This is a genomic window from Dyadobacter psychrotolerans (genome assembly GCF_004349265.1).
In the GTDB taxonomy this organism is placed as follows: Bacteria; Bacteroidota; Bacteroidia; order Cytophagales; family Spirosomataceae; genus Dyadobacter; species Dyadobacter psychrotolerans.
Map to the genome: position 1 here is coordinate 1 of NZ_SMFL01000006.1, position 24,522 is coordinate 24,522.

Below are 24,522 nucleotides of genomic sequence, written 5' to 3' on the forward strand. Positions count from 1 at the left end.
AAGTTAGATTGCCTGTATTGACAGATCAGGATCGGATTGAAGCAGATTTTGGCCCAATGACCTCCGTTTTAAGATGCCTTGACCAACTCTCACCCGAAGGAATGGCCCATTGACTTCCGAAATCAAAATCATTATTGGCCCAGTAACCTCCGTTTTCGGTCAAAATCGAAATCTTGACTTGCTGATAACCTGGCCCAATGACCTCCGAAAAATGATCCTGAATTTTGGCCCGTTGATTTCCGTTATGACTGGCCCATGATACTCCGAAATGACTGGCCCGGTGAAGTCCGTTTTAGACAACCGCTTAAAAATTATACATGATGAATCAAAAACCATACAAGACTATGTAAAAATCAACCGTCAGTTTATCGAAGTCTATATTTCTGATAAATCGAAGGTCGAGATCATGGTTAAGAATTGGTATTTGCAAAAGGCAAAAGAAAGGTTTCATCAATTGGCAAAGCCGTTATTCGAGCAGTTTACTTCAAAGTATAATTTGACAGATGCTAATTATCAGCTTGTAATCCGGGAGATGCAAAAAAGATGGGGAAGCTGTACACCAAAAGGGAAAATCATTCTTAATCCTGAATTGATAAAAGCGCCAAAAGGCTGCATTGAATATGTTATCATTCATGAACTGTCTCATTTAATTCATCATGACCATACCCAGAAGTTTATTGATCTGCAAAGTAAGGAGATGCCGGATTGGGAAAAATGGAAAGCCAAACTGGAAAAGTTGTTGGCTTAGCAAGGCCGGCTACATGCTTTTCAATAATGTTCCCCAGTCGGCCGTTTCTCCATAAATGGGCCTGGTCTGACGAGTACGTCAAGCCGTCATTGGCTTCTTGCTAACATATTAATCAGACCACACCCAACAAAAATTACCTCCCTACTCCTCATCCGCCAAATCCACAATCGGCAGCGTAATCTCATTCCGCTCATTAAGGCCGATTATTTTTTCAAGAACAGATCTTGGGGAATCTTCGGTGAATCTTACAATGTGTTCATATACCACATCATCATTTCCAATATTGTCGGTTACTTCGTATTCAGTTATTAAAAGCTCGTCGTAGCTGACGCCCAAAAGTTCAGCCAGCTTTCTCTCGAATTTTTCGGATTCCTGGTCGGCCATTTCATCTTGTAGTGACATATCTCGGTAATTTAGTTATGATAGAATTTTAAACTTTTATCATAAGTTTCGTGCCAGTCAAAGGTCTGTCGCAAGTTACTTTTTTACCATTGCGTCATTCGGAGCTTTGTCATACAACTCCATAGAGTTATTCAGCGGCAGTCCCTGTTTATGGATGCAATCACAGAATATAGCCCCTGCCTTTGTCCTGTTGGTTCCTGCAAATTGTGAGTTACAGTCCCGAAGGTTGTTCCTTGGGGCAATTTGCCAGCCGAAGATGGAGAATAAAATAACGGCTACAATAATTGCCGCTGTGCCAAGAAAAAATTTGATGGGAAAGGTTTTGTTCAGGGTTTTTGGTACGGTAATGATGTGCGGCGCGTTGCTGTGGTCGAAAGGAAGGATGTATTTGATCTTATCGTAGTTCCAAAGGATCAGGTACAGACAGGCCAACATCATCAATGGCGAGGTGAAGGCTGAGCCTTCGAAACGAACGGCGTAGGAGAGCATGAAAATATTCAGGATGACAGGAAAATAAATGAGTGCACCAAGGATTACCGTTCTGGGTATCACCAATAGCAGCGCGGCGATTACCTGGACCACACCGATGAACGTGTAATAAAAACCGGTATGGTGCAGCGCTACCAGGTATTGTCCCATGGGATGATTGGCTGACAGGCCCACGGCAAAACGCTCGCCCAGTATCTTGACCATCCCCGAGGCAATAAAGCCGTAAGCGAGGATCACACGCAGGAAAATGGCAAAATAATTCATCCATTTGTTTGATTTCGCCTGCAAATGGATCTTGTCTAGTCTAGCAGAAATTCCCATTGTTTTTCTTTGTTATATTAAAAGTACTTTGCAATACAAAGCAAAACAATTTATTTCAGCTTTCAAAATGCTATAACGGTCATCCTAACTTAATCATGCTGCAAAAAAACGCCCGCCATGTTTTCTAAAACACAGCGGGCAGTCTCTTTTAATTTTCCTCGCAAATCTTAATTCAATATCAGTATTTTCTGCTGCTGAACATTTTCATTGCCGATAAGCCTTACGATATACATACCGGAAGTGATTTTGTTTACAGGAATGTTCAGCGGCCCCTTTTTACCTGAAATATCTTCTTTGTGGAATACAGCTCCATTTGTACTTACCAGTTCGAAAGACTGATGACTCCCTTCCAAAAGCAAATTCATAGACCCCGAATTCACCAGCGACGGCCTCACAAATCCACCTTCTGCCAGTTCGTCTGTTTGCAAAGAAACAATCCTGGAATACTCAAAGGTTTTGTCCAGATCCATCATTTTCAACCGGTAATAAGCATTACCCAATGCCGGCATAGAATGTGAAAACTGATAAGTGGTGCCATTTATTTGATTGGAAGACGCAACAGTACCAACGGTTTGAAATTTACCCTGATCAGCACTATACTGTACTTCGAAGTTTGAAAAATTCTCTTCTGATGAGGTCTGCCAGTTGAGCCTGGCGCCTTCTGCTGTTTTAACGGCTTTAAACGATGTTAATTTTACTGGTAAAACAACGCTTTCCAGGCGGTAAATGGCATTACTAGCCAAGCCTACAAGATGAACTTCGCCACTTTCCGATTCACCTATGTCACTAATATCAAAATCAGCAATTCCTGCGATTGTGTTCGCTTTTACCACCGTTTCCCAACCGTCATTGGCCGCATTCCGTTTTGTAAAATGAATATTACCAGAACCATAATCGGCACTGATAAAATAATTGGCCAAAACCCCGTCGGTTCCACGATAAAAAACACCGCCAATTACCGAGACTCCCTGATAAGCGAAAGCAGGCGCAAAGTTAGGGAAACCACCGCAGTTACCTGCAGCAGGTGTATATGGCAAATCTCCTTCAAAACAATTCCATCCATAATTTACACCAGGCGCAGTTGCTGCCGGCCTGAAATCAATTTCTTCCCTCATTGATTGTCCAACATCTCCTATCCACATGTCTCCTGTCGTTCTGTCAAAACTCCATCTGAACGGGTTTCTCAGACCGTAGTCATACACTTCATTGCTAAAAGGATTACCCGCAGGGATAGCGTACGCAAGTCCCTGAGAAATATTGTTTACATCCAAACGAAGTATTTTCCCCAATAAATAGGATTTATCCGTTGGTGACGCCGGCGTGGTACGTTGCGAATTATTACCAGGGCCTCCCGCTCCTCCTCCATCGCCAACGGATAAATAAAGCAGACCGTCGTTCGGACCAAAATGCATTTCACCGCCGTTGTGATTGGAGTAAGTCGGATGAGGAATCCTTAGTATTTCATCCGAAGCGGTCACAGAAGCCGTATAACTTAGCGGATCGGCGACCTTGTATCTTCTTAAAACCAGATCGCTGTTCGGCGCATTTGCATTGTCTGTGAAATAGACAAACAGTTCCCCCCGATGCGTTGTGTTTTGTTCAAATTCCGGGTGAAAAACAATGCTCAGCAAACCTCCTTCACCCTGGCTGTAAATCATGCTGCTGATGTCCATGAAGATACCTCTGTAAGGATATAACCCTTCTTTGGTATCGCTGTTATCAAATACCTTAATGACGCCGGCACGCTCGGCAACGAACATTCGGCCGGTTGCATCCCCGGCATGTACAAATTGCATTGGAGCGGTCAGATTTTCAGTAATCACAGGCCTTAAAGTTACAGAAGGCTGCGCGTACAAATTTTCCGCAGCTGTAATCAGGGTAAGAACCAATCCTAAAAGCCTGAGTGTACACCGCTTAGCGTAGTTAGATGTGATGATCTTCATAATGTGTAGTAAAGTTTAGTTTTTCATTCAGTTCAAATAAATTCTACTGTTTTTGAAAATAACCCCTACAACATCTGTGCCAAAAATCTACAACATATTCTTTTTATAATCTGATTTACAAAAAGATATAGACAGTGCTAAAACAAAAGGCCCCCAAATCATCAGATATGAGGGCCTCAAACATTTTCTTTAAATATTAGGAATATAAAAATTCACCAAATTCACTGGTGATCGTCAGTTTTTTTACATCCGATTCCTCAACCCGGCCAATGACTTGTGCATCTATGCCAAACGAATTTGATATTTCAATTACACGGTCCGCATGCTCCGGAGAAAGATAAATCTCCAGACGATGCCCCATGTTAAAAACCTTATACATTTCCTGCCAGCTTGTGCCACTTTCTTCCTGTATGAGTTTAAACAAAGGCGGTACAGGAAGCAGGTTATCTTTGATAATATGTAAATTGTCAACGAAATGTAAAATCTTGGTTTGCGCACCGCCGCTGCAATGTACCATCCCATGGATTTCCGGGCGAAGTTCATCCAGTAACGCCTTGGCTACGGGAGCGTAGGTACGTGTGGGAGAAAGGATGAGCTGACCAACATTCAGCGTTGTTCCTTCAACAGCGTCTGTAAGCTTTTTTGTACCGCTATATATCAGATCTTCATTTACCTCAGGATCAAAACTTTCGGGGAATTTTTCAACAAGATATTTCCCCAACACATCATGACGGGCAGAGGTTAGTCCGTTACTGCCCATACCACCGTTGTAGGAGTTTTCGTAAGTTGCCTGTCCGGAAGAAGCCAGTCCGACAATTACATCACCTGCCTGGATATTTGCATTATCGATCACTTCTGATCTTTTCATCCGGGCAATGACGGTGCTGTTAACCGTTACCGTTCTAACCAGGTCGCCCACATCGGCTGTTTCTCCGCCGGTACTGTATATTTCAACCCCGTAACTGCGGAGCATATCCAACACTTCCTCCGCACCGTTGATCACTTCGGCGATTACTTCACCGGGAATGCGGTTTTTATTCCTGTCAATGGTAGATGAATACAACATTGGGCCCGTCGCTCCTACGCATAACAAATCATCCGTATTCATGACAATGGCATCCTGCGCAATTCCTTTCCAGACTGAAATATCGCCGGTTTCCTTCCAATATAAATACGCCAGAGATGTTTTTGTTCCTGCGCCATCTGCATGCATAATCGTGCAATATTCGGGATCACCAGCCAGGGTATCAGGAACAATTTTGCAGAACGCTTTTGGATACAAACCCTTGTCGATCTTTTCAATTGCCTTATGCACATCTTCCTTAGATGCTGATACGCCGCGCTGCAGATAACGGTCGGTGGTTTTCATTCGGGAATAATTTATTGAATACGGAAATCCATTTGAAGGCACAAAAGTATGAAAAAACCGGGGGGTAAAGAAGAGAAAGTGAAAGCTGCGACTCTTGTTAAACCTTTGGTTTCACGTAAAGATGCCTAACTACTAGTTTTCAGAAACTTATATTTAAATTGGCAATTTAACATAAGAATAAAATAAATATATCTAAAAAAGGGCGTTATCTTTGTAAATAATAGATAAGTTAATAAAAGGCAATATATTCTTCTGTATAGATTTTACTATACACTGAACCAAACTGATCCTTCATGCAATTATCGATTCGACGCGTTTTTCTCTTTATTATTCTGATTACAGCTACTTCGGTTTTCAACCCGTCCAACGCCCAGACCAAAAAAAAGCAGATCGCCTCAGCAGATACTTTGACACACATTGAATCGCTTGTTTCATTCGCCACCAAACACCTCCATATTCCTTACCGCTCAGGCGGCGCTTCAAAAAGAGGTTTTGACTGCTCCGGTTTTGTAAGATATTGTTTTGATAAAATGTCTATCACCCTGCCCCATTCCAGCGCCGCCCAGGCAGAAAAAGGTGAACTGATAGAACTTCCTCAAGCCAAACCCGGCGATCTCATTTTCTTTAAGGGACAAAGCTCCAGGAGTTCTAGAGTTGGCCATGTTGGAATCATTACTGAGGTGACTCCCGGATATGTAAAATTCATCCATTCTGCTTTTAAGGGCGGCATCCGCTACGATTTGCTGAACGCAGACTATTACAGCAAACGCTTTGTAGCTATCCGCCGGTTGGTTGATTAACACAATACTTCACCGCTAAGCCGGAAAATCTCAACATAGCTTGTAAATTTGCAGCAGTCACGGAGATCATTCTCCGGTTCACTATTGATTTACTGCATTTTGAAACTCTGGCAAAAAGAAAATACCGTTACGTCTGAAAAAATTGAGCGCTTCACAGTTGGCAAAGACCGTGAAATGGATTTGTACCTGGCTGAATTTGACGTGCTTGGCAATCTCGCACATGCAACCATGCTCGAAACCATTGGCCTGCTCACCAGTGAAGAACTTACCGACTTACGCGCCGAACTAAAAGTTATTTATGATCAGATTGAAAAAGGATCGTTTGTAATTGAAGATGGCGTTGAGGATGTTCACTCGCAGGTAGAGCTTATGCTGACCAGGAAACTGGGGGATACCGGTAAAAAAATTCATAGCGGCCGATCAAGGAATGATCAGGTACTGGTAGATATGAAGCTTTATACCCGCAACCGGTTGTTTCAGGTTGTGCAGGCTACGGAAAAGCTTTTTTCTACACTGATAAAAAAATCGGAAGAACATAAAAATGACCTGCTCCCGGGTTACACCCATCTACAAATCGCCATGCCGTCGTCCTTTGGGCTTTGGTTTGGTGCTTATGCGGAAGGCTTGATCGATGATGTGATCCAGTTAAATGCGGCTTATCGTTTGGCAAACCGCAATCCTTTGGGATCCGGTGCGGGTTATGGCTCTTCTTTTCCACTTAACCGTACGCTTACGACAGAATTGCTGGGCTTCGAAGGAATGCATCATAATGTGGTTTATGCACAAATGAGCCGCGGAAGAACGGAACAGGCTGCGCTTACTGCTATATCGTCTTTGGCCGCAACGGTTTCGCGCCTGGCGATGGATGTTTGTCTTTACAACAGCCAGAATTTCAGCTTTATCGTTTTGCCGGATGACCTCACTACGGGAAGCAGCATCATGCCCCACAAAAAAAATCCGGATGTTGCAGAATTGCTTCGTGCAAAAACCAACCGGATGAAAGCTTTACCGATGGAAATAACGATGGTTTTGAGTAATCTGCCATCGGGTTACCACCGCGACATGCAGCTGCTAAAGGAAATACTGATGCCAGCTTTTGACGAAATACTGGATTGCCTGGACATCGCTTCTTTCATGCTCGAAAACATGAAAATCAAGCAAAATTTGCTCGATGATGCCAAATATGATTTACTCTTTAGCGTGGAACGTGTAAATGAACTGGTGATTAACGGCGTGCCTTTCCGTGATGCGTACAAGCAGGTTGGTGCAGAAATTGCTGACGGAAGTTACGCTGCTCAAAGGGTATTAAAACATACGCACGAAGGAAGTATTGGCAATCTTCAGAGTAAGGAAATTGAGGAGCGAATGAAGAAGGAAATCGGAGCTTTTGGCTATGATAAGGTTACAGCGGCTCTGGAAGAGTTATTGAAGATGTAAGCAGGAGTAGTTGTTTGCATAAACTGCTTTTTTATAATAATTAAAATTAGAAATTATGCCTTCAACTACAGCAACTCGTTTTATTCTTCTTTCCGCAATATCGTTGGTAATATACCCGGCAGCAGCTTCATTTTTCGCAGAATATTTGCTGGGTTTATTTTCAGAACGCACGGTATTTAATAATTATCTTGGCTACCAGTTTACGGCTGAGAACTGGCGTATGACGTGGTCTATGCTGATGGTATACGATCTATGGTCTTACATCCTGCTCGTGCAGCTGCCATATTCCTTTATTTACCGGTTCAGCGGACTAGACAAGTTGCATGTAATTTTTAAGTTAGCCGCATTTTATGTTCTGCTTTTCTCAGTTAAAATGCTGACACCGCAGTCCTCCATCGTGAGCTTTTTCGGATCAGAACGTTATATGGAAAAGTCTGTTTTGCTGCTGGCTATAACTCTGGTTGTTTGTCCGGTATTGATTGTTGTATTGGATAGATTCGGAGGGATTTTGAAACGACAGGAATCGATTGCATGACATCGTTTTTGATTTTTTTTACAAATGAGTCGAATACGAATCTGTTTACTTTTAACTTAAAACTAAAAAACTTTCTTACTTACCAGTTTGTCAAAAAGAATCAGCACGGAAAGCAGAACACCTATACCTAACAGCGCCACACTACCCCAGTTTTGAATAAAAAACAAAGTTCCGATTAATAAGGTACTCAATGCCGTAGTTGTCAGTAATATGCGCAGAATGGTCATTGAAGACTTTTCTGAATGTGGAAATTGAACAAACGCTCCCAGCATAAGAACTAATCCAGCACCCATCATCAATCTCCCTCCATTCCAATGTTGAATAAAAAACAGGCTCCCCACCACGATCAGTGCGAAGGCGGCAAAAAAGAAGATGATCCGGATTAGGGTAAGGTAGGTTTTCATAATGCTAAAAGTTAGGGAATGATTAATTGGCTTCTTCAATTACTCGTTTTATTTCTGTAAATCAAAAAGTAATAATTCAACAACAAGTGAATAATCAAAAGTCCAGCAAGCAGGATAAACAGACTTTTTTGATGATCTATTTTCAGAAAAAAATCATTTAACAAAGTAAATAAAATAATGTAGGCAACTATAAATAACCAGTGAGTCACATTACCCGGCCTTTTCGCAAAAATCAAAACATACTTGTTCATTACGCTTGTGGTTATTTAGATAAAAGGAAACCATTTCCTTATTTACTCATCCAGAACTATATTCTCATCTCCCTCTTTATAATTGGCATAAATCAGGAGGAGCGTCATCATTTCATTTTTTGAATTCATATCTCCAAATGAAAAGACAGGTTTTGGCGGATTGTTTGGATTGAATGGATTGTCGGCTGTGTTGTCATAAGTACAATCCAGATGAATCACTGAACCTTTTGGCACTTTCACCAATTTCTTAACCTTATAAAGTTCCTGCCAGCGGAAATCCCATTGAGGAATATGCACCAGTTTGATCGTATCTCCAGCGGGTGAAACAGCGTAAGCGTAAAATTCCTTTCCCAGATAATGCATGTGTGGCCAGACGAACATAACCGACTGGTCTTCCTGTGTTTTTACATGAAGCGTATGCCGGCTGATATCATTTGGTAACAGCAGCAATGGCGGTGTGATATCCCGCTCCCCGATTCCGCCTGAACCCAAACTGATCACTTTTACCTGTCGTGCGGCGTTTTCCTTCCGATAAAAAAGATTAACCCCGACAACCGAACTTTCGTCGACAGCGCCTGGAGAATAATGTGCGGTGATGATGACAACACCCCGTTTCGGTAAAATCCATCCAAAATTCTTCGGATAATTTTCAACTGATGTCCCCGGAATCCAGCCCGTGTAATACACCATTTTCTTCTTAAACCTTTCCTGCATAAGAAGCTTGGTACTGCTCATTTCATCGTCGGTTGTATTGATGGCTTCCTCGCCAGTCTGGATATTTATTCCGGGTTCCGGGATATCGTAAAATCCGTAGTTGATGTGGTGGATAATTTTTTTGTTGTTGCTGTAAAGCTCCACGGCTTCAATATTCTGTGCCTGTGCAAAATCGAACGGAATTTTAAATACAACAAACCGTTCTTTGTTATCTCCTTTTACGGTAAAAGATGAATCAATTTTAAGCGTAAGGTCCGGTTTTCTGTTATAAGAAGTTACATTTAGCAGCGCCTGTTTAGCAGCGTCCGACTTTTCTGAATAATCACCCTTTGGTGCTTTGTTATCAATCCAGGAAAGGATTTTACTTTTTTCGGCTTCGCTTAAAGAACGGTCGTTGGCAAATTCGCGGTAATGATTGTCGGCACGCCATGGAGGCATGTAGTTGCTGGTAATTACTTTTTTAATGGTTGTAATTCTTTTGGAAACATCCTGATAGGTAATCAAAGAAAACGGAGCCGCATCACCCGGACGATGACAGGAAACACAGTTTTTTGTAATGATGGGTTCAATGTCTTTAAATGTCAGTTTTTGGGCAAAAACATCTTGCAGACAGAGTATTAAAAAAGATAAAAAGAGTAATTTTTTTTTCATAAAATGATCAGAGATCGGTGATGTAACATCCCACTGCTTTTGTGCTGACCAGATCAACCGGTTTGCTTTGGATGTATGAGGTTATTGCGTCGGAAAGGTAATATGCAGTTGCTTTGCTTCTTTTTTTGCCAAGATCAATCACCCAATTGTCGATCGCGCCGCTGTAAATAACTTTATCATTTACATCCAGCAAAAACACTTCGGGGGTGACTTTGGCGTCCAGCTTGACAACCAGCTTTTTCGCAGAGTCAGTCAGCAACGGGAATGTGATTTTATATTTTTCTTTAAAAGCCTGGTAATCTTTTGGCAGATATGATGTCCCCGGAAAAATACCGATAACATCCGTAGTCTCTTTGTTTTGCTCCTGGATCTGATTTAAGACCAAAGAATAATTCTGGCTTAAAGGACATTCCGGTGAAAGGAAAACAATTATCCGCAGTTTTTTGTCAAACGAAGAAAGCTTAACCACTTTACCATCCAGATCCCGTAGCGTAATCCCGCCCACATGCTGACCAAAAGCAAGTGAAGAAGCCAAACATACAAACAGGAAAACAACCTGTAAACATCTTTTTAAAAACATCTTCAAAATTACAAAAAGTCCTGTAAACAATAACTCCGGCTTTTGGCCGGAGTTATTGTCAATTCAAAATAAATCATTGAAACACCTTATGGCATATCCCACCAAACGCGTCCTTTGATATCAGAAGGAATACCAAAGCTTGGATCTTTCTGCTGAGCATCCAGAGCCGCTTTGTTATTCTCATAGTTGATATCCGTAATAGACGGAACACCTATTGCGAATCTTCTTGGCATTACCTGAACCGTCCCACCCTGGCGTACCGTTTCCAGTTTCAGAATTTTTCCGGTTGTACTTGGTAAACCGGTCCTTTTGATAATTGCCCAGGCCTCGTTCTGGTTTTTGTAGTAATTGATATACTGCTGAACAATGATTTGTTCCAAGGCGTTGGCAGCATCGTATTTAATACCAGGCTGAGCCTTGTAGGTTGTTACCTCGGCAGGCGTTAGTGCCACATAGTCAGCCAGCTTAGACTTATTAGCCATTTCATCGTAATTGGCCAATGAAGCATCGATTCCCTTGTAATACCAGCCTTCGGCATCGGTACCCAAAATACCTCTTACTGCAAGCTCCGCACGCATGAAACACATATCAGCATAAGTGATGACAGGGAAAGTAGTGTTTCCTGTTCCATTGTTATAGGTACTTAGGAACAAACGATTCTGAATCATTGACGGAAGTCTTCCTGTTGAATCAGCACCACCAAGCTTAACAGTTATAGCTGTATAATAGGCCCTTGTTACAGGATTAGTAGATGCTGATGCATCCGGATCTACAAACTGTCCACGGTATAGCTGTCCGTCCCAAACCATTTCAGCAGGAAGTTTACCTTGTTCTTTTGCCGCATCAAACCTTCTTTTATTGAAAAATGATGGCGTATAGAATACACGGGTTCTTGGATCCTTGGTATTCCACATAAAATCCACGAGATTTTTAGCGCTTGACATATCGCCATTACTTGAAGGATTGTAGTTACCGTCATTAAAATAGGCGGTACCACCAATAAGCTTCCAGTCATCGGCAATTGCGTTGATCACCTCAGCATCATTTGCCAGCACTTCTGTAGCAATTGCTTTTAGTTTTGCAGGATTGCGTTTCATCAAACGGAAGGCCATTCGTAATCTTAAACTATTGGCAGCTTTAATCCATTTTGTAACATCTCCTTTGAAGTAAACATCGTTGTTTGCCAGAGCAATCTGCCCCACCGGCTGAGTTGTTTTAAGTATTGCAACAATCGCTTTAAGTTCTGCATCCAGAATGTTATACAGCTCTTCCTGCGTATCGTATTTTGGTGTAAATAAGGCAGGTGTTGCATATCTTGCCTTAAAACCTTCACTATACACAATACTTCCGTTCACGTCAGAAGTATACCAGGCATAATAGGCAAGCGGGATACCGGCAATGGCACGTAAATGAACATACTGTGCTTTTTTCTCTTCCGGAAGTTTGTCAATAATCTGCTGAACATCTACCAACTTGTTTCCAACAGACCCGTAGAATGTCCCCGGACGATTGTTCATATTACCCGATCCGTCAAAAACTGTGGCGGCGTTCCCGTTTACCGGTACATAACTTTGTGCCCAATAGTGCATCCCTCTATTATAATCATAGTAGTACTCAAAGCTGTTGCGGTGAATGGCCAGCAACCCCGAGGTGAATTCATATTCAGGTGGGATACTCAGGATCGCATCAGGATCCGTATTCATTTCAGCAAACTTGTCGCGGTCGCAGGCAGCAAGAAAAACCGAAACAAAAAATACCAGAATATATTTTATGGATTTTATCGTTTTCATACTTTTCATTTTTTTAAAAATTGGCTTGATCATCCTTAGAAACTACCATTAATTGTAAAGCCCATGCTGCGAATGTATGGCATACCAGAGCTTTCTGTCATGGCACCGGAACCGGTACTGTTCAGGTTCATTGGATTCACTTTATCTTTTGCACTATTGTACAAATACACCAGGTTGTTACCAACAATAGATGCTCTAAGCCCATTCAACAGGAATTTGTTGGCAATGTTTTTAGGCAGATCGTAGGCGATGCTCACCTGCTGCAGAGAAACCCATGAAGAAGTAAAAATGGCATCTTCACGAATACCTACACCCCAGCTGTGTCCATTTGCATAATAAGCAAGCGCTCTTGTCGGACGAACAATTCCCTGATCGTAAGCTTCCTGATTCGTCATACCGGAGATATCATGTGTTTTACCATCAAGACCTGTGATGACAGTTCCCTGTCTATAAACACCGTCTGCAATAATTCCATCAGTCATTTCTACTCCACTTGCATTGGTATAAGTAAGTCCTCCGGTTGCTGTGTTACGTCCGAACAAGGTACTCTTGGTATTTCCAAGCCACTGGCCTAAATCCGTAGTGGTTGAGAATATTTTACCACCGAATTTAGAATCAAGCATTACATTAACAGCAAACGCTTTGTATTGGAAATTATTTCTCCAGCTTCCCATAAATTTCGGAAGAATAGATCCCACAACAGGTGATTTGTCAAGACCCTGAACATAGTTCGTTGCTCTTGCAAAATAGGTAGAACTTGCACTACCTGCAATTAGCACGCGTTTGCCGTTTAGCGGGCTATCGATTGGACTTCCGTCTGCAGCTGTTGCCTGATATTTGGCATACGCATACGGCGCAATGATTGTTCCATATTCTCCTCCTACTTTTGCAACGGCTTCATAACCATCGCCACCACCTAAACTGGTGTATTTAAGACCAAAAGGCAGGGAAACAACCGTGTTGCGGTTACGTGTGTAGTTAATGAAAGTAGTCCAGGAGAAATTCTTTGTTTTAACCGGAGATGTATAAAGCTGAACTTCAACACCACGGTTACGAACAACACCTGAGTTGATCAACGCATTACCAACACCTGACGAATTTGGTACACCAAAAGAAATGATCTGGTTTTTGGTATCCTGCGTGTAGTAAGTAAGGTCTGCACCTACACGGTTACGGAACATTTTCAATTCCAGACCAGCTTCAAACTTGGTGGTACGTTCCGGTTCCAAAGCCTGGTTTGGCAAAGTGTTGGACTGATACTCATAGCTGATCACCGAGTTTCCGTTGGCATCGATGTATGGGCTGTTTGATCTATAAGCACCGGTGTTGGCCGTGTAGGCATTAGTACCGTTACCTGAGATCACATAAGACATACGAAGTTTACCATAGTCAAAAGCCATTGGAAGCGAGCTTTTGAAGGAATCTGTAAATACCCATGCAAGATCGACACCAGGATAGAAGTAAGAATATTTACCATGGCCATCATTATAAACCAGTGTTGAGTTCCAGTCATTTCTACCATAGATATTCAAAGTAAGGTAGTTACGGAATGCCACACTTCCCTGATAGAAGAATGACGACAACTGTGTCTGTCTTGGTGGCGCTTCCGACAAACTAATCGGGTTTCTTGAGTTGGAAAGCCTGTAAATATCAGGCAGAATAGCTCCGTTTGTGTTGTAACTTGCTTCTTTGGAAGTGGAAGTATTTAATTCTCCACCACCTTGTAAAAGCACGTCAAAATCACCCATTATTTTGTTGTAATTCAAATTTGCACGGTAACGGGCAACAGTTACATTTCTGATTGAAGAGCTATACCCCGGATTTGCAAAGCCGTTATCACGGCCTCTTGTCTTTTTCTCGTAGTTGCTTCCAATATAGTTTACACTGGTCGTTCCTTGAAATTCCAAGCCTTTGAAAAGCGGAGCTTTGATATCGATACTTCCACGGAAGTTGTCATCGATTTTGCTAGCTTTATCTTCAAACAGCGGGAACAACACGTTATTAGACAAATCGCTGAAATCTCTGTTTCTTTCAGAACCGCCGTTTACTGCATCTTTGTAGTTATTAAGCCAATAGTTGGTATCGTAGTTACGTGCACCTCCGTAAGCGAAATTACGGAAGATACCCGCTCCACCCTGATTAGCAGGGTTGTACGAATTACTTTTTACATAGGTAACATTACCATCAATAAGCACTTTTCCAAGTAGACGTTGCGTAGCACGGAAATTGATACTGTGCCTTCCAAAATCGTTACCCGGTGTAACACCTTTGGCATCGTTTCTAGAATATGACATACGGAAAGTCCCGTTTTCGCTTCCACCCGTAACACTAACATTGCTGTTGTTTGTTACACCGGTACGGAAAAGGTCCAGGATGTTGTTAGGCATTGGATTATTGGCTCTAAGCTCGCCTGTGATATCACGGAACATTTGACCGGTCATTTCAGGACCAAAGCTATATCCATAGTTCGCAGTGTTGATAGCGAGCTCACCAGCTGCATTGGTAATCCAGTCGTTTGTATGCGCTCCAACACCAAACTGATTTTGGAAATCGGCTGTGCGATAGGCCTTATCCCAAATTGTAGAATGTGAAACACTTACACCAAGACCTTTTTGAGAGAACCCTTTTTTGGTTTTGATCAAAATTACACCGTTGTTGGCGCGGCTACCATAAAGTGCAGTAACAGCTCCACCTTTCAGTACGTTAATAGATTCGATATCATCCGGGTTGATGTCTTTAAGGATGTTACCAAAATCCTGATCTGCACCGCCATTGTGCTGAACTACGTCCTGCTCCATGATGATGTCATCGATTACGATCAAAGGCTGGTTACGATACTGATCCAAAGACGCACTACCACGAATTAAAAAACGTGGTGATGACTGAGGACCGCCAATACCCGGCTGCACCTGCAGACCCGGAACCATACCCTGAAGGGCGGCGATCGGGTTGATTGCGCCTGTGCGGCGGATATCATCTCCTTCAACAGATGTTGTTGCATAACCCAAGCTGCGTTTTGCACGATCACCAAAACCGGTTACAACAACTTCGTTCAATGCGTTATTATCCGGTTTCAAAACAACGTCAATTGTCTGAAGATCGGCAACAGCGACTTCTTGTCTTAAATAACCAACAAAACTAAAAATCAGGGTTGCTGATTTGTTTGGTACGTTGATTTTGTATTTACCGGTTGCATCCGTCGTTGTTCCGATCGTTGATCCTTTTACAACAACGTTCACACCCGGAAGCGTTTCTCCGTTTTCTTCATCTGTTACTTTTCCGCTGATGGAAATGTCAACAGCAACGTTTGATGATGAACCATCTTTGATGATGGCTTCTTTGGCGTAAACAGAAGATGACAGTAACGCAGCGATCAGCAACTGATGCACGCTTAACCTGATTCCTCTGCCACCCGATTTTGTTTGTAAATCAGACTTCATAGATTGTTGTTTTATTTTAAAATAGCTTCTTGAATAATGTTTTTCCATGGCTTTTGGATTTAATAATAAACATTAGATTCTTTTTAAATGATTGATAATTGATGTCTCCTTTTTCTATCCATTCAGGCGCTGTTTTGGTGAATACTATACGTAAACTAATCGGGTAATAATGTGAAACAGAGGCCGCTGCCGGAGCGACCTCTGTAGGTAAGGGTTTTAGTTTAATAATCTTATTTCTCCAACCAGGTCTTCGTGCTGGTAAGATCTGCTCCTCCGGTTGCTGTCCGCCAGTTTGCCGAGTTATAATCTGCTTCCGATGAAGGATATACGAGTCGGTGGTAAATACCAAAATTGGAGTCGTAATAGGCTGAGTTGACGGTTGTCATAGGCGTCAGGTTTCCTGTACGTCTTTTCAAAGCCCACACGTCCCATGGCTGCCTGAAACCATCAACCCACATTTGGGCATAAATCTGTTTCAGCGCATTGGCTTCGTTGGTAGCATCAAAAGCAACTTTTGCATTCGTAAGTAAAGCGGTAATCGTAGCGGCACTTGGCAACGCAGTAGGTTTGGAAACAACCCATTCAGGTGAATCCATTGCCACTTTTGTCCAGAAGTTAACAGATGCAGTAACTCCTTTTTCATATTCGCCTTTTGCAGTAGTCAGATTCTTGGTTGCTCCAATTCCGGATGTATAAATTTCCGCTTTAAGAAAATGAATTTCTGCAGCAGTGAAAATAGGTTCAGGAATAGTCGTTTGATCCTGCGCGAAGTAATAATTCAACGGAGAGTAAAGGTTTCCTGCTCCTTTGGTTGCCCAGCTGGTTAATCTTATATTATCGTAAGGCAATCCACCTTCACCGACTGTGGCAGTGGTTGGATTTTGTGGATATGGTGCCCACTGTCCGGCGTTGTTTGGCTCAAAAAAGATCTTGCAGCGCGGATCAAAAATTCCACTGCCGTCTTTGTTGTCATTGGATGACATATAGCTCCACATGGTGGTTCCCATACGGTGAAACAAGCCTGAATTGAATGACCATCTTCTGCCATCCAGAGTTAAATTTAATGCCTTTGGCCATATCGCTATATTCTCTCCGTCAGCAAGTAAAGGTTTGGCAAGTGCTTCTGTAATAATTGGTGTTGCAGTTGCTGCATCTTTTGCAGACATCGTTAAAGCATAACGCAGGCGCAGTGAATTCGCAAATTTTGTCCACTGTGTTATATCCCCTTTCAGGAATGTTTCATATCCACCGATGGAGATTTGATCCGCACTGGTGCTGAAATTATCCACTGCCCATTTAAGTTCAGCCAAAGCACTTTTGAACACATCGGCCTGTGAATCATATTTTGCACGATATGCTGCTGCTCCTTCTGTTGCAGCCCGTCCTGCCTCTGTATATGGCATAGCTCCAAAAAACTCAGAAACTTTTAGCGTTTTATAAGCCATTATCGTCTTTGCCATCGCCTGAAGATTTTTGTATTTGTCCTTATTTGGACTTTCTTCAATGCGTTTTTCCAACAAGCGGAAGTTACCAAGCGCCAGATAATAATTTGACCATAATTCCGATGCAGCATTTGCCAAAACATAACCAGAGTTAGAAGTCGTTACCGCCTGCTGTGTGATTGGATAGATCCAGGTGTGATAGGTAACCTGTTCCTGCCAGCCCAATACCAGTGTTGATACCAACCCGTTATACAATTGCTCTACCGGAGCTGCAACATCCTTATCCCACGGCTTGTTTATTTCTTCGAAGCCGTTTTTACAAGCTGTAACCGACAGAATCACTGCGATCAGGCTCGTATATATCAATTTATTTAATTTCATGATATTCATATTTTCAGTAATCGATACGATTATAATTGCGCTTTGATAGAGAATCCGTAAGTACGTGTACCAGGGAAAGCAGACCATTGCAGACCTTGAGTATTACCAATTCCATTCACACCTTCAGGATTCAGATTATCAGGCAGTGTGGTGAACAGATAGAATAAGTCACGGCCAATGACTGATAAAGATAGTCCCTGGAATACTTTGGTTCTGGCTGCGATGCTTTTAGGAACTGTGTAAGTCAATGAAAGCTCTCTCAGCTTAGCCCATGAGTTTTCAAAAACAGAGGCGCTGCGGGGCATGTGAATATCTGACCATCCGCCATAAACACTTGCATATTTGAACATGTAGTTAACCACATCCGTGTTTGGGGTACCGTCTTCAAAAACACCGTCAAGTATTACACCATGATTTGCTTTTGTTTCGTCAGGATAAGTGTAAGGAAGTCCGCCACCGTTACGTTCCAGCAAGGTTTCAGGAGCAAGTCCGTTACCCATAGCAGCAGCGTAATCCGTTGAGTAAATCTGACCGCCGAATTTGTAATCGATCAGGGCATAAAAACTGAAATCTTTGTAACGGATGTTGTTACCCAAGCCTCCTGTTAATTTAGGAGTAGAATTTCCGATGGCAACCGGAGCGTCAGTAGTAACATATTTTGTACCCACCACTTTTTTTCCGTCGGCATCCATGATCTTCTGTACGATTCTCTTGCCGTTCGCATGAATTTTATAATCGTATCCGTAGATGGTACCATAGTTTTCTCCAACTCTTACCTGCTGAGCTGCACCGTAAGTAATTCCAAATACATCGCCAAGGGGATAAGTATCAACGCCCTGATCAAGGCTCACAACTTTATTCTGGTTGTGCGCTCCGTTGAAGGTTGCATCCCATGTGAAGTTATTTTGTTTGATTATAGAACCTCTCAGGATAAATTCAAACCCTTTGTTCTGCAACTCTCCTGTGTTGAATGTAACACTTTCCACACCCGAAGAAACCGGTAGCGGCGCACTTAAGATTTGGCTGGTTGAGTTGATCTGGTAGTAGGAAACATCCAATCCAAGTCTGTTATTAAGGAATCCAAGCTGAGTTCCCAACTCGAATGATTTTGAGCGCTGTGGTTCAAGAGCCAAAGGAGGTAAACTTTTCTGCAGACTACGTGTTGGTGAACCGCCAAATGCTCCGGCAGTATACACGTAGCTCGTTCTGTAAGGATCTGTACCGTTTGCACTCGCTGCGTAAGCCACTCTCAATTTACCAAAGTCAAGCCACGATTTGGTTGACTCCATGCCGAATGCTTCCGTAAACACAAAGCTCAAACTTGCAGAAGGGTAAAAGAAGGAGTTTGTCGCAGTTGGCAATGTGGACGACCAGTCGTTTCTTCCTGTAACCTGTAAGAACAGATAATCTTTATAACCTAAGTCAACAATACCATAAACAGAGTTGATTTTACTTTCCTGGCGGTATTCTTCCGGAAGCCATTTGGTGTAATCAGTTCCCAAAGTTGCAGTAGTGTTACGCAGGAAGTACTGATAAGGAACACCAAATGGACCGGCATTCCACTGTTTTGAGCCGTGGTAACGGTTATACCATGAACTTCCACCACCTGTAAGACTGGCAGTAAGATCTTTGGTAAACAAATGGTCTGTATGAAGTGTACCGATTACCTCAGAAGTGATCGTGTAGTTTTTGTTCATTTCGTAACCATACTCTCCATTTAACCCGGCAATATCTGTCGGTGTATATTTGGATTCGAATTCATTGGTGTTGTAATCGATACCCGTTCTTCCAACAAGGTTAAACCAAGGTGTGATTTCAGCAGATAATTTCACCGATCCAAGCAATTGATCTCTCTGCAGATTCGTATTTCTCTCCATTGCATTCCAGTAAATGTCTTTACCATAACCGGCATACGGGTAACTCAATGGATACTTATCTGTATTAAACATGTTTTTAGATCCGTCTGCGTTTTTGTAAACATCTTTTTCAATGTTTTTATAATCACGTGACATACCGTAAACCATAAATTTAGTCCAGCTATTATTATCTCCGATGTTCGGGGTGTTCAAACGGTTAAAGCGTGTATAGCTTGAGGTTGCTTCTGCTTTAATCTTCTTCGAAATATCGATGTTCGAACCAATGTTTACCGTAGTCTGATCGTAGTTACTGTTTGGAACAATAGCTTTGTTATCGCTTCTGCTCAAAGAAACGCGAACGGTACCAAACTCACCGCCTCCCGAAAAGGATACGTTATGAGTCGTTGTATTGCCTGTTTTGAAAAAGGACTTAATGTTATCCGGATTTGGCTCCCATTTTCTTTTGGTGCCGTCCCACCACGTAATTTCGGTACCATCCAGTTTATGACCCCATGATGCACCTGTTCCGTACCAGCTAAATAATCCCCAGGAATTAAGTCCGCCCGGAACAGATCCCTGGCTGGCAAATTTGTCAGGAATGTTTGCACCTGACCACGGATCAGCAGCAGGGTATCTTGGATTTCCGGCAGCGTCTGTTGGAAAAGGTTTGTCAGCAGACCAAAGACCGATCGCTCCGCCATAACCGTATTCATTTTGAAAATCCTGGTAGCGATAAGCCTGAGTCCATCTTGTAGAAAAGTTATAATCAATTCCTAAACCCGGCTTTTTCGTTCCTTTTTTCGTAGTAATTAAAATAACACCATTGGCTCCTCTTGCTCCATAAAGCGCAGCAGCCGTAGGTCCTTTCAATACGTTTACCTCCTGAACATCATCGCTGTTGATAAAGTTAAGATATGATCCCCAGTCTTTTAAAGCACCAAGATCGTTAGACTGAGTTCCTGATTTATTATCAAGCCCCATTGCATTTTCCTGAACCTGAACACCGTCTATAACCAAAAGAGGCTGGTTATTACCCAAAAGACTGTTGTTACCCCTTATAACTATACGTTGCGATCCACCCTCTACTCCGTTTGGGGTTGAGATGTTAAGACCGGCAACTTTACCCATCAAACCCTGCGCAAGGTTTGGTGGTGCTACTTTGGTAATATCCTTTGATTCAACTTTCTGAACGGAGTATCCGATTTGCCTTGACTCTTTTTGAATGCCTAGGGCAGTCACTACAACTTCTCCTAATTGCAGGTTATCTTCTGATAAGGAAATATCTAAAACAGAAGAGTTTCCAACAGCAGTTTCTTTGGTAACAAAACCAATAAATGAAACCACAAGCGTGTTGCCACCTGCGACATCAATAGAATACGTTCCGGCCAGATCCGAGGTCGTGCCCTTGGTAGTACCCTTTACAATGACCGAAGCGCCCGGGATCGCCGACCCTTTCCCGTCAGTGATCTTACCGGTTATGGTCTGTGCCATTACCGGAGCGCCTACCATCAAAAAGACAATAAGTCTGAGTAAAAAATTTCGCATATAATGTATTGGGTTATAGTGAATATTTCTCTCCCTTGTCATAAAACTTATACTAAAATGGCAGAAGGAGAATCATGATGCCAAATTAATAAATTATTTTAATAATTATTCTGCAATTAGTTAATTTTTTTTTCAAAAACTCCATAGTAAAGGTATCAACGATAGAGATAACCCCAAATAATCTATTGCTTTTTTACTATTACCCGAAAGAATATTCGCCTTAGTCTGTCGTAAGACAAACAAATACAACATCTTAACAATAAAATATTTTTTATTGGAATAGTATTATAAAGAAGAAGATTTCACCGGTTTTTGGCTGACCCTAAACGTATTTGAAGGTCAAGTAAGAGACAGCGAAGTTCCAGCTGATCCTGAAATTGCAGTCTGCAGCTCATCAGCGTGACATATTGTTACCTTAAAAACACCTTCATCTAACGCCACAAAAGCATTGTCAAGTTTAGGAATCATTCCTTTATTTATTACGCCGGAATTTTTATATTGTGAATAGGTAGAAGGTGTTAGGGAATTAATAACGGCATTGTCATCATCCGGATCTGAAAGGACACCCTTTTTCTCAAAGCAGTAAATCAGATTTACTTCATAGTGTTTTGCCATCGCCACGGCTACTGCCGACGCCATGGTGTCAGCATTGGTATTAAGAAGTAACCCCTGGTCACTATACGTGAGCGGCGCTATTACAGGTGTGAGGCTGCTTTTCAGCAAAGCCTCAATCTGAATATCGTTCACTTCTTCAATATCTCCTACAAAACCATAATCGATTGTTTTGACCGGACGTTTGACCGAACGTATGATCCCGCCATCGGCACCGGTTAGCCCGATCGCATTACATTTAACCGCCTGTAACTGCGCAACCAGATTTTTATTCACCAGCCCCCCATATACCATCGTCACCACATCCAGCATTGCCTTATCCGTGATCCGGCGGCCTTCAACCATCACCGTTTCGATCTGAAGTTTCGCAGCCATTTGCGTTGCGACTTTTCCGCCGCCGTGTACCAGTATCTTTGGTGAAGGTAATTTTGCAAAATCATTTAAAAACCGGGAGCAGGCTTCCGGATTATCGATTACATTTCCACCAATTTTTACAACGTACAAAGGCATAAGCATAGAATGATCTGTTTTTCTGGCAAAGAACGTATGTTTGCATGAAATTACATTTCAATCAGACGATTTTGCTGAATGAATTTTTTCATAAAAATTACGTTGGGTACATTAAGCCGGAGTAAAATCTACAAGCTTACCAGACAATTTAATTAAAAAACGCAGGATGTGTTTTATCCTGCATTTACCGCCGACATATCAGATGAACCGTTTTATTTTTCTTTCGTTTCTTGCCTTCACTTTTCTGACAAGCACGCTTTCATACAGCCAGATTCAAGATGTGGCTCGCTGGACTTACGCCTTTTCCAAGACGGATGTTAAAAAGGGTGAAACTGTCGATCTTGTTTTTACAGCAGTAGTTGACAACGACTGGTATATCTACGCCTCCGATTTCGATCCTGATCTTGGCCCGACGCTTACAACGATCAAGCTGGAGACAAACAAATCCTTTGAGATTATAGGTAAACTGAAATCGATTAATCCAAAGCAAAAGTATGAGGACGTATGGCAGGGCAACGTGCGTTATTTTGACAAAAAGGCCGTTTTTAAACAAACGGTAAAAATCCTGACAGACAATCCGATTATTAAAGGAGCCTTAGATTACCAAACATGCCGCCACACAAACGGAGTTTGCGTTCAGGGGAATAAAGATTTTGAGTTTAAAGGAATAAAGGTTGTGGCAGGTATTGCTGCTCCATCCGAAACAACTGTTGGTGCTGTAAATCAGGAAGAAAATAAGACCTCAGATGAAGCGACCAGCGCGCCAGCTGTTGCTTCATCCACAGATTCTTCTTCCACAATACCAGTAAATACAGATTCTGTCTCTGCCAGCACCACGGCAACCATTCAGCCTGTTTCCTCAGAAGATCCGGCAGCGGGCAAGTCGCTCTGGGGTTTTGCATTGGCTGCATTTTTATCGGGACTGGTTGCTTTGCTTACGCCCTGTGTGTTTCCAATTATACCTATGACGGTAAGTTATTTTACCAATCAGGAAAATGGAAAGGTTAAGGCACTTTTGTACGGACTTTCTATCGTACTTATTTATACATTAATAGGAACCGTAGTTTCCCGCATCAACGGGCCGGCTTTCGCCAATTTTCTGAGCACGCACTGGTTTCCAAATCTGCTGTTTTTTGCCGTCTTTTTTGTTTTTGCCCTATCCTTTCTTGGGCTTTTCGAGATTGTTTTGCCAAGTCGTTTTGTAAATAAAATGGATGCAAAAGCCGACAGAGGCGGGTATGCGGGTATTTTCTTTATGGCATTTACGCTTGTGCTGGTTTCCTTTTCCTGCACAGGCCCAATTGTAGGGAGTTTGCTGGTTGCTTCTGCAGGAGGCGAGGTTATAAAACCGATCATCGGTATGGCCGCGTTTTCTGCTGCTTTTGCTATTCCTTTTACTTTGTTTGCCCTATTTCCGCAATGGCTTAAATCCCTGCCTAAATCGGGCGGCTGGCTGAATACGGTGAAAGTCGTTTTGGGCTTCCTGGAACTTGCTCTGGCTCTCAAATTTTTCAGTATAGCTGATCAGGTTTATCACTGGCGTTTGCTCGACAGAGAAGTTTATCTAGCTTTCTGGATCGTCATTTTCGGTATGCTTGGTTTTTATCTTTTGGGTAAAATACGGACGCCGCATGATTCGGTTGTTGAGAAGGTCAGTGTGCCGAGGATTTTGCTTTCAATTGTAACTTTCACCTTCGTTATTTACATGATTCCCGGCATGTGGGGAGCCCCTTTGAAAGCATTGGCAGGTTATCTCCCTCCCCAATCTACGCTGGATTTTGATTTAAGTAAACGAACCACCGGCACTGCAAAAGCGGCTTCCGGAGAGGTAAAAAAATATGCAGACCTGTTTCACCTGCCGCATGAGCTCGACGGCTTTTTTGATTACAAAGATGCACTGGCTTATGCAAAAAAAGTAAACAAACCGGTATTTATCGATTTTACTGGTCACGGCTGTGTAAACTGCCGCGAAATGGAAGCACGTGTATGGCCGGATCCGGAAGTACTTAAAAGACTTGAAAATGACTTTGTAATCGTAGCGCTTTATGTTGATGATAAGACAGAATTGCCCGAATCGGAATGGTATACTTCCACGTATGACAAAAAAGTAAAAAAAACCATCGGTGCACAGAATGGCGATTTGCAGATTACGAAATACAATAACAACGCACAGCCGCATTATTGTATCGTAGATAACGAAGGAAACCTGCTTGTTCCGCCAAAAAACTATGATCTGAGCCCTGCAAGTTTCGCCTCTTATCTGGATAGCGGAAAAGCTGCTTATAAAGGGAAGTGACACAAC

Annotated in this window: 17 protein-coding genes; 5 read left to right on the top strand and 12 right to left on the bottom strand. The window is 42.3% G+C overall.

The genetic code is table 11. The features are described from left to right. Positions 1–280: 280 nt before the first annotated feature. The gene (locus tag E0F88_RS17025) at positions 281–748 is read left to right on the top strand and encodes a M48 family metallopeptidase (protein ID WP_229213799.1); all 468 of its coding nucleotides are present in this window, start codon (positions 281–283) and stop codon (positions 746–748) included. A gap of 141 nt (positions 749–889) precedes the next feature. Here the strand turns inward: E0F88_RS17025 and E0F88_RS17030 are convergent, their stop codons facing one another. The 4 genes from E0F88_RS17030 to E0F88_RS17045 form a co-directional block, all read right to left on the bottom strand. Further along, on the bottom strand, positions 890–1,150 hold the full coding sequence (locus E0F88_RS17030; protein ID WP_131959488.1) for a hypothetical protein: 261 nt from the start codon (positions 1,148–1,150) through the stop codon (positions 890–892). A 75-nt stretch (positions 1,151–1,225) separates the two neighbouring features. Further along, on the bottom strand, positions 1,226–1,960 hold the full coding sequence (locus E0F88_RS17035; RefSeq protein WP_131959489.1) for a DoxX family protein: 735 nt from the start codon (positions 1,958–1,960) through the stop codon (positions 1,226–1,228). A 167-nt stretch (positions 1,961–2,127) separates the two neighbouring features. Further along, positions 2,128–3,903 carry a PQQ-dependent sugar dehydrogenase gene (locus E0F88_RS17040; protein ID WP_131959490.1) on the bottom strand — a complete coding sequence of 592 codons (1,776 nt, stop codon included), beginning with the start codon at positions 3,901–3,903 and terminating at the stop codon, positions 2,128–2,130. 196 nt (positions 3,904–4,099) lie between these two features. Beyond that, entirely contained in the window at positions 4,100–5,272 is a 1,173-nt protein-coding gene (locus E0F88_RS17045; RefSeq protein ID WP_131959491.1) for an AIR synthase-related protein, read from the bottom strand. Between the two features lie 293 nt (positions 5,273–5,565). On the opposite strand from E0F88_RS17045, the gene E0F88_RS17050 reads away from it, so the two are divergent. The 3 genes from E0F88_RS17050 to E0F88_RS17060 all read left to right on the top strand — a co-directional run bounded on the left by E0F88_RS17050 (position 5,566) and on the right by E0F88_RS17060 (position 8,044). Further along, the gene (locus tag E0F88_RS17050; protein ID WP_131959492.1) at positions 5,566–6,072 is read left to right on the top strand and encodes a C40 family peptidase; all 507 of its coding nucleotides are present in this window, start codon (positions 5,566–5,568) and stop codon (positions 6,070–6,072) included. Between the two features lie 99 nt (positions 6,073–6,171). Next, positions 6,172–7,509 carry an argininosuccinate lyase gene (argH, locus tag E0F88_RS17055; protein ID WP_131959493.1) on the top strand — a complete coding sequence of 446 codons (1,338 nt, stop codon included), beginning with the start codon at positions 6,172–6,174 and terminating at the stop codon, positions 7,507–7,509. A gap of 55 nt (positions 7,510–7,564) precedes the next feature. Continuing rightward, positions 7,565–8,044, top strand: coding sequence for a hypothetical protein (locus E0F88_RS17060; protein WP_131959494.1), 480 nt, complete (start codon positions 7,565–7,567; stop codon positions 8,042–8,044). A gap of 62 nt (positions 8,045–8,106) precedes the next feature. On the opposite strand, the gene E0F88_RS17065 is transcribed toward E0F88_RS17060, so the two are convergent. From E0F88_RS17065 to argB, 8 genes are all read right to left on the bottom strand, one after another. Beyond that, on the bottom strand, positions 8,107–8,448 hold the full coding sequence (locus E0F88_RS17065; RefSeq protein ID WP_131959495.1) for a hypothetical protein: 342 nt from the start codon (positions 8,446–8,448) through the stop codon (positions 8,107–8,109). Positions 8,449–8,741: 293 nt separating this feature from the next. Continuing rightward, a complete protein-coding gene (locus E0F88_RS17070) occupies positions 8,742–10,064 on the bottom strand; it encodes a c-type cytochrome (RefSeq protein WP_131959496.1) in 1,323 nt (440 codons plus the stop codon). A 7-nt stretch (positions 10,065–10,071) separates the two neighbouring features. Further along, a complete protein-coding gene (locus E0F88_RS17075; protein ID WP_131959497.1) occupies positions 10,072–10,644 on the bottom strand; it encodes a redoxin domain-containing protein in 573 nt (190 codons plus the stop codon). An 86-nt stretch (positions 10,645–10,730) separates the two neighbouring features. Beyond that, entirely contained in the window at positions 10,731–12,434 is a 1,704-nt protein-coding gene (locus E0F88_RS17080) for a SusD/RagB family nutrient-binding outer membrane lipoprotein (protein ID WP_131959498.1), read from the bottom strand. 35 nt (positions 12,435–12,469) lie between these two features. After that, the gene (locus E0F88_RS17085) at positions 12,470–15,874 is read right to left on the bottom strand and encodes a SusC/RagA family TonB-linked outer membrane protein (protein WP_220466322.1); all 3,405 of its coding nucleotides are present in this window, start codon (positions 15,872–15,874) and stop codon (positions 12,470–12,472) included. A gap of 230 nt (positions 15,875–16,104) precedes the next feature. Beyond that, positions 16,105–17,697 (bottom strand): SusD/RagB family nutrient-binding outer membrane lipoprotein, encoded by a 1,593-nt coding sequence (locus E0F88_RS17090; RefSeq protein ID WP_165940097.1) that lies wholly within the window; start codon positions 17,695–17,697, stop codon positions 16,105–16,107. 29 nt (positions 17,698–17,726) lie between these two features. Then, on the bottom strand, positions 17,727–21,098 hold the full coding sequence (locus E0F88_RS17095) for a SusC/RagA family TonB-linked outer membrane protein (RefSeq protein WP_220466324.1): 3,372 nt from the start codon (positions 21,096–21,098) through the stop codon (positions 17,727–17,729). A 339-nt stretch (positions 21,099–21,437) separates the two neighbouring features. Further along, on the bottom strand, positions 21,438–22,226 hold the full coding sequence (gene argB / locus E0F88_RS17100) for an acetylglutamate kinase (RefSeq protein WP_131959501.1): 789 nt from the start codon (positions 22,224–22,226) through the stop codon (positions 21,438–21,440). A gap of 196 nt (positions 22,227–22,422) precedes the next feature. Here argB and E0F88_RS17105 point away from each other — a divergent pair, with 196 nt between their 5' ends. After that, a complete protein-coding gene (locus E0F88_RS17105; RefSeq protein WP_131959502.1) occupies positions 22,423–24,516 on the top strand; it encodes a protein-disulfide reductase DsbD family protein in 2,094 nt (697 codons plus the stop codon). The last annotated feature ends 6 nt before the right edge of the window (positions 24,517–24,522 follow it).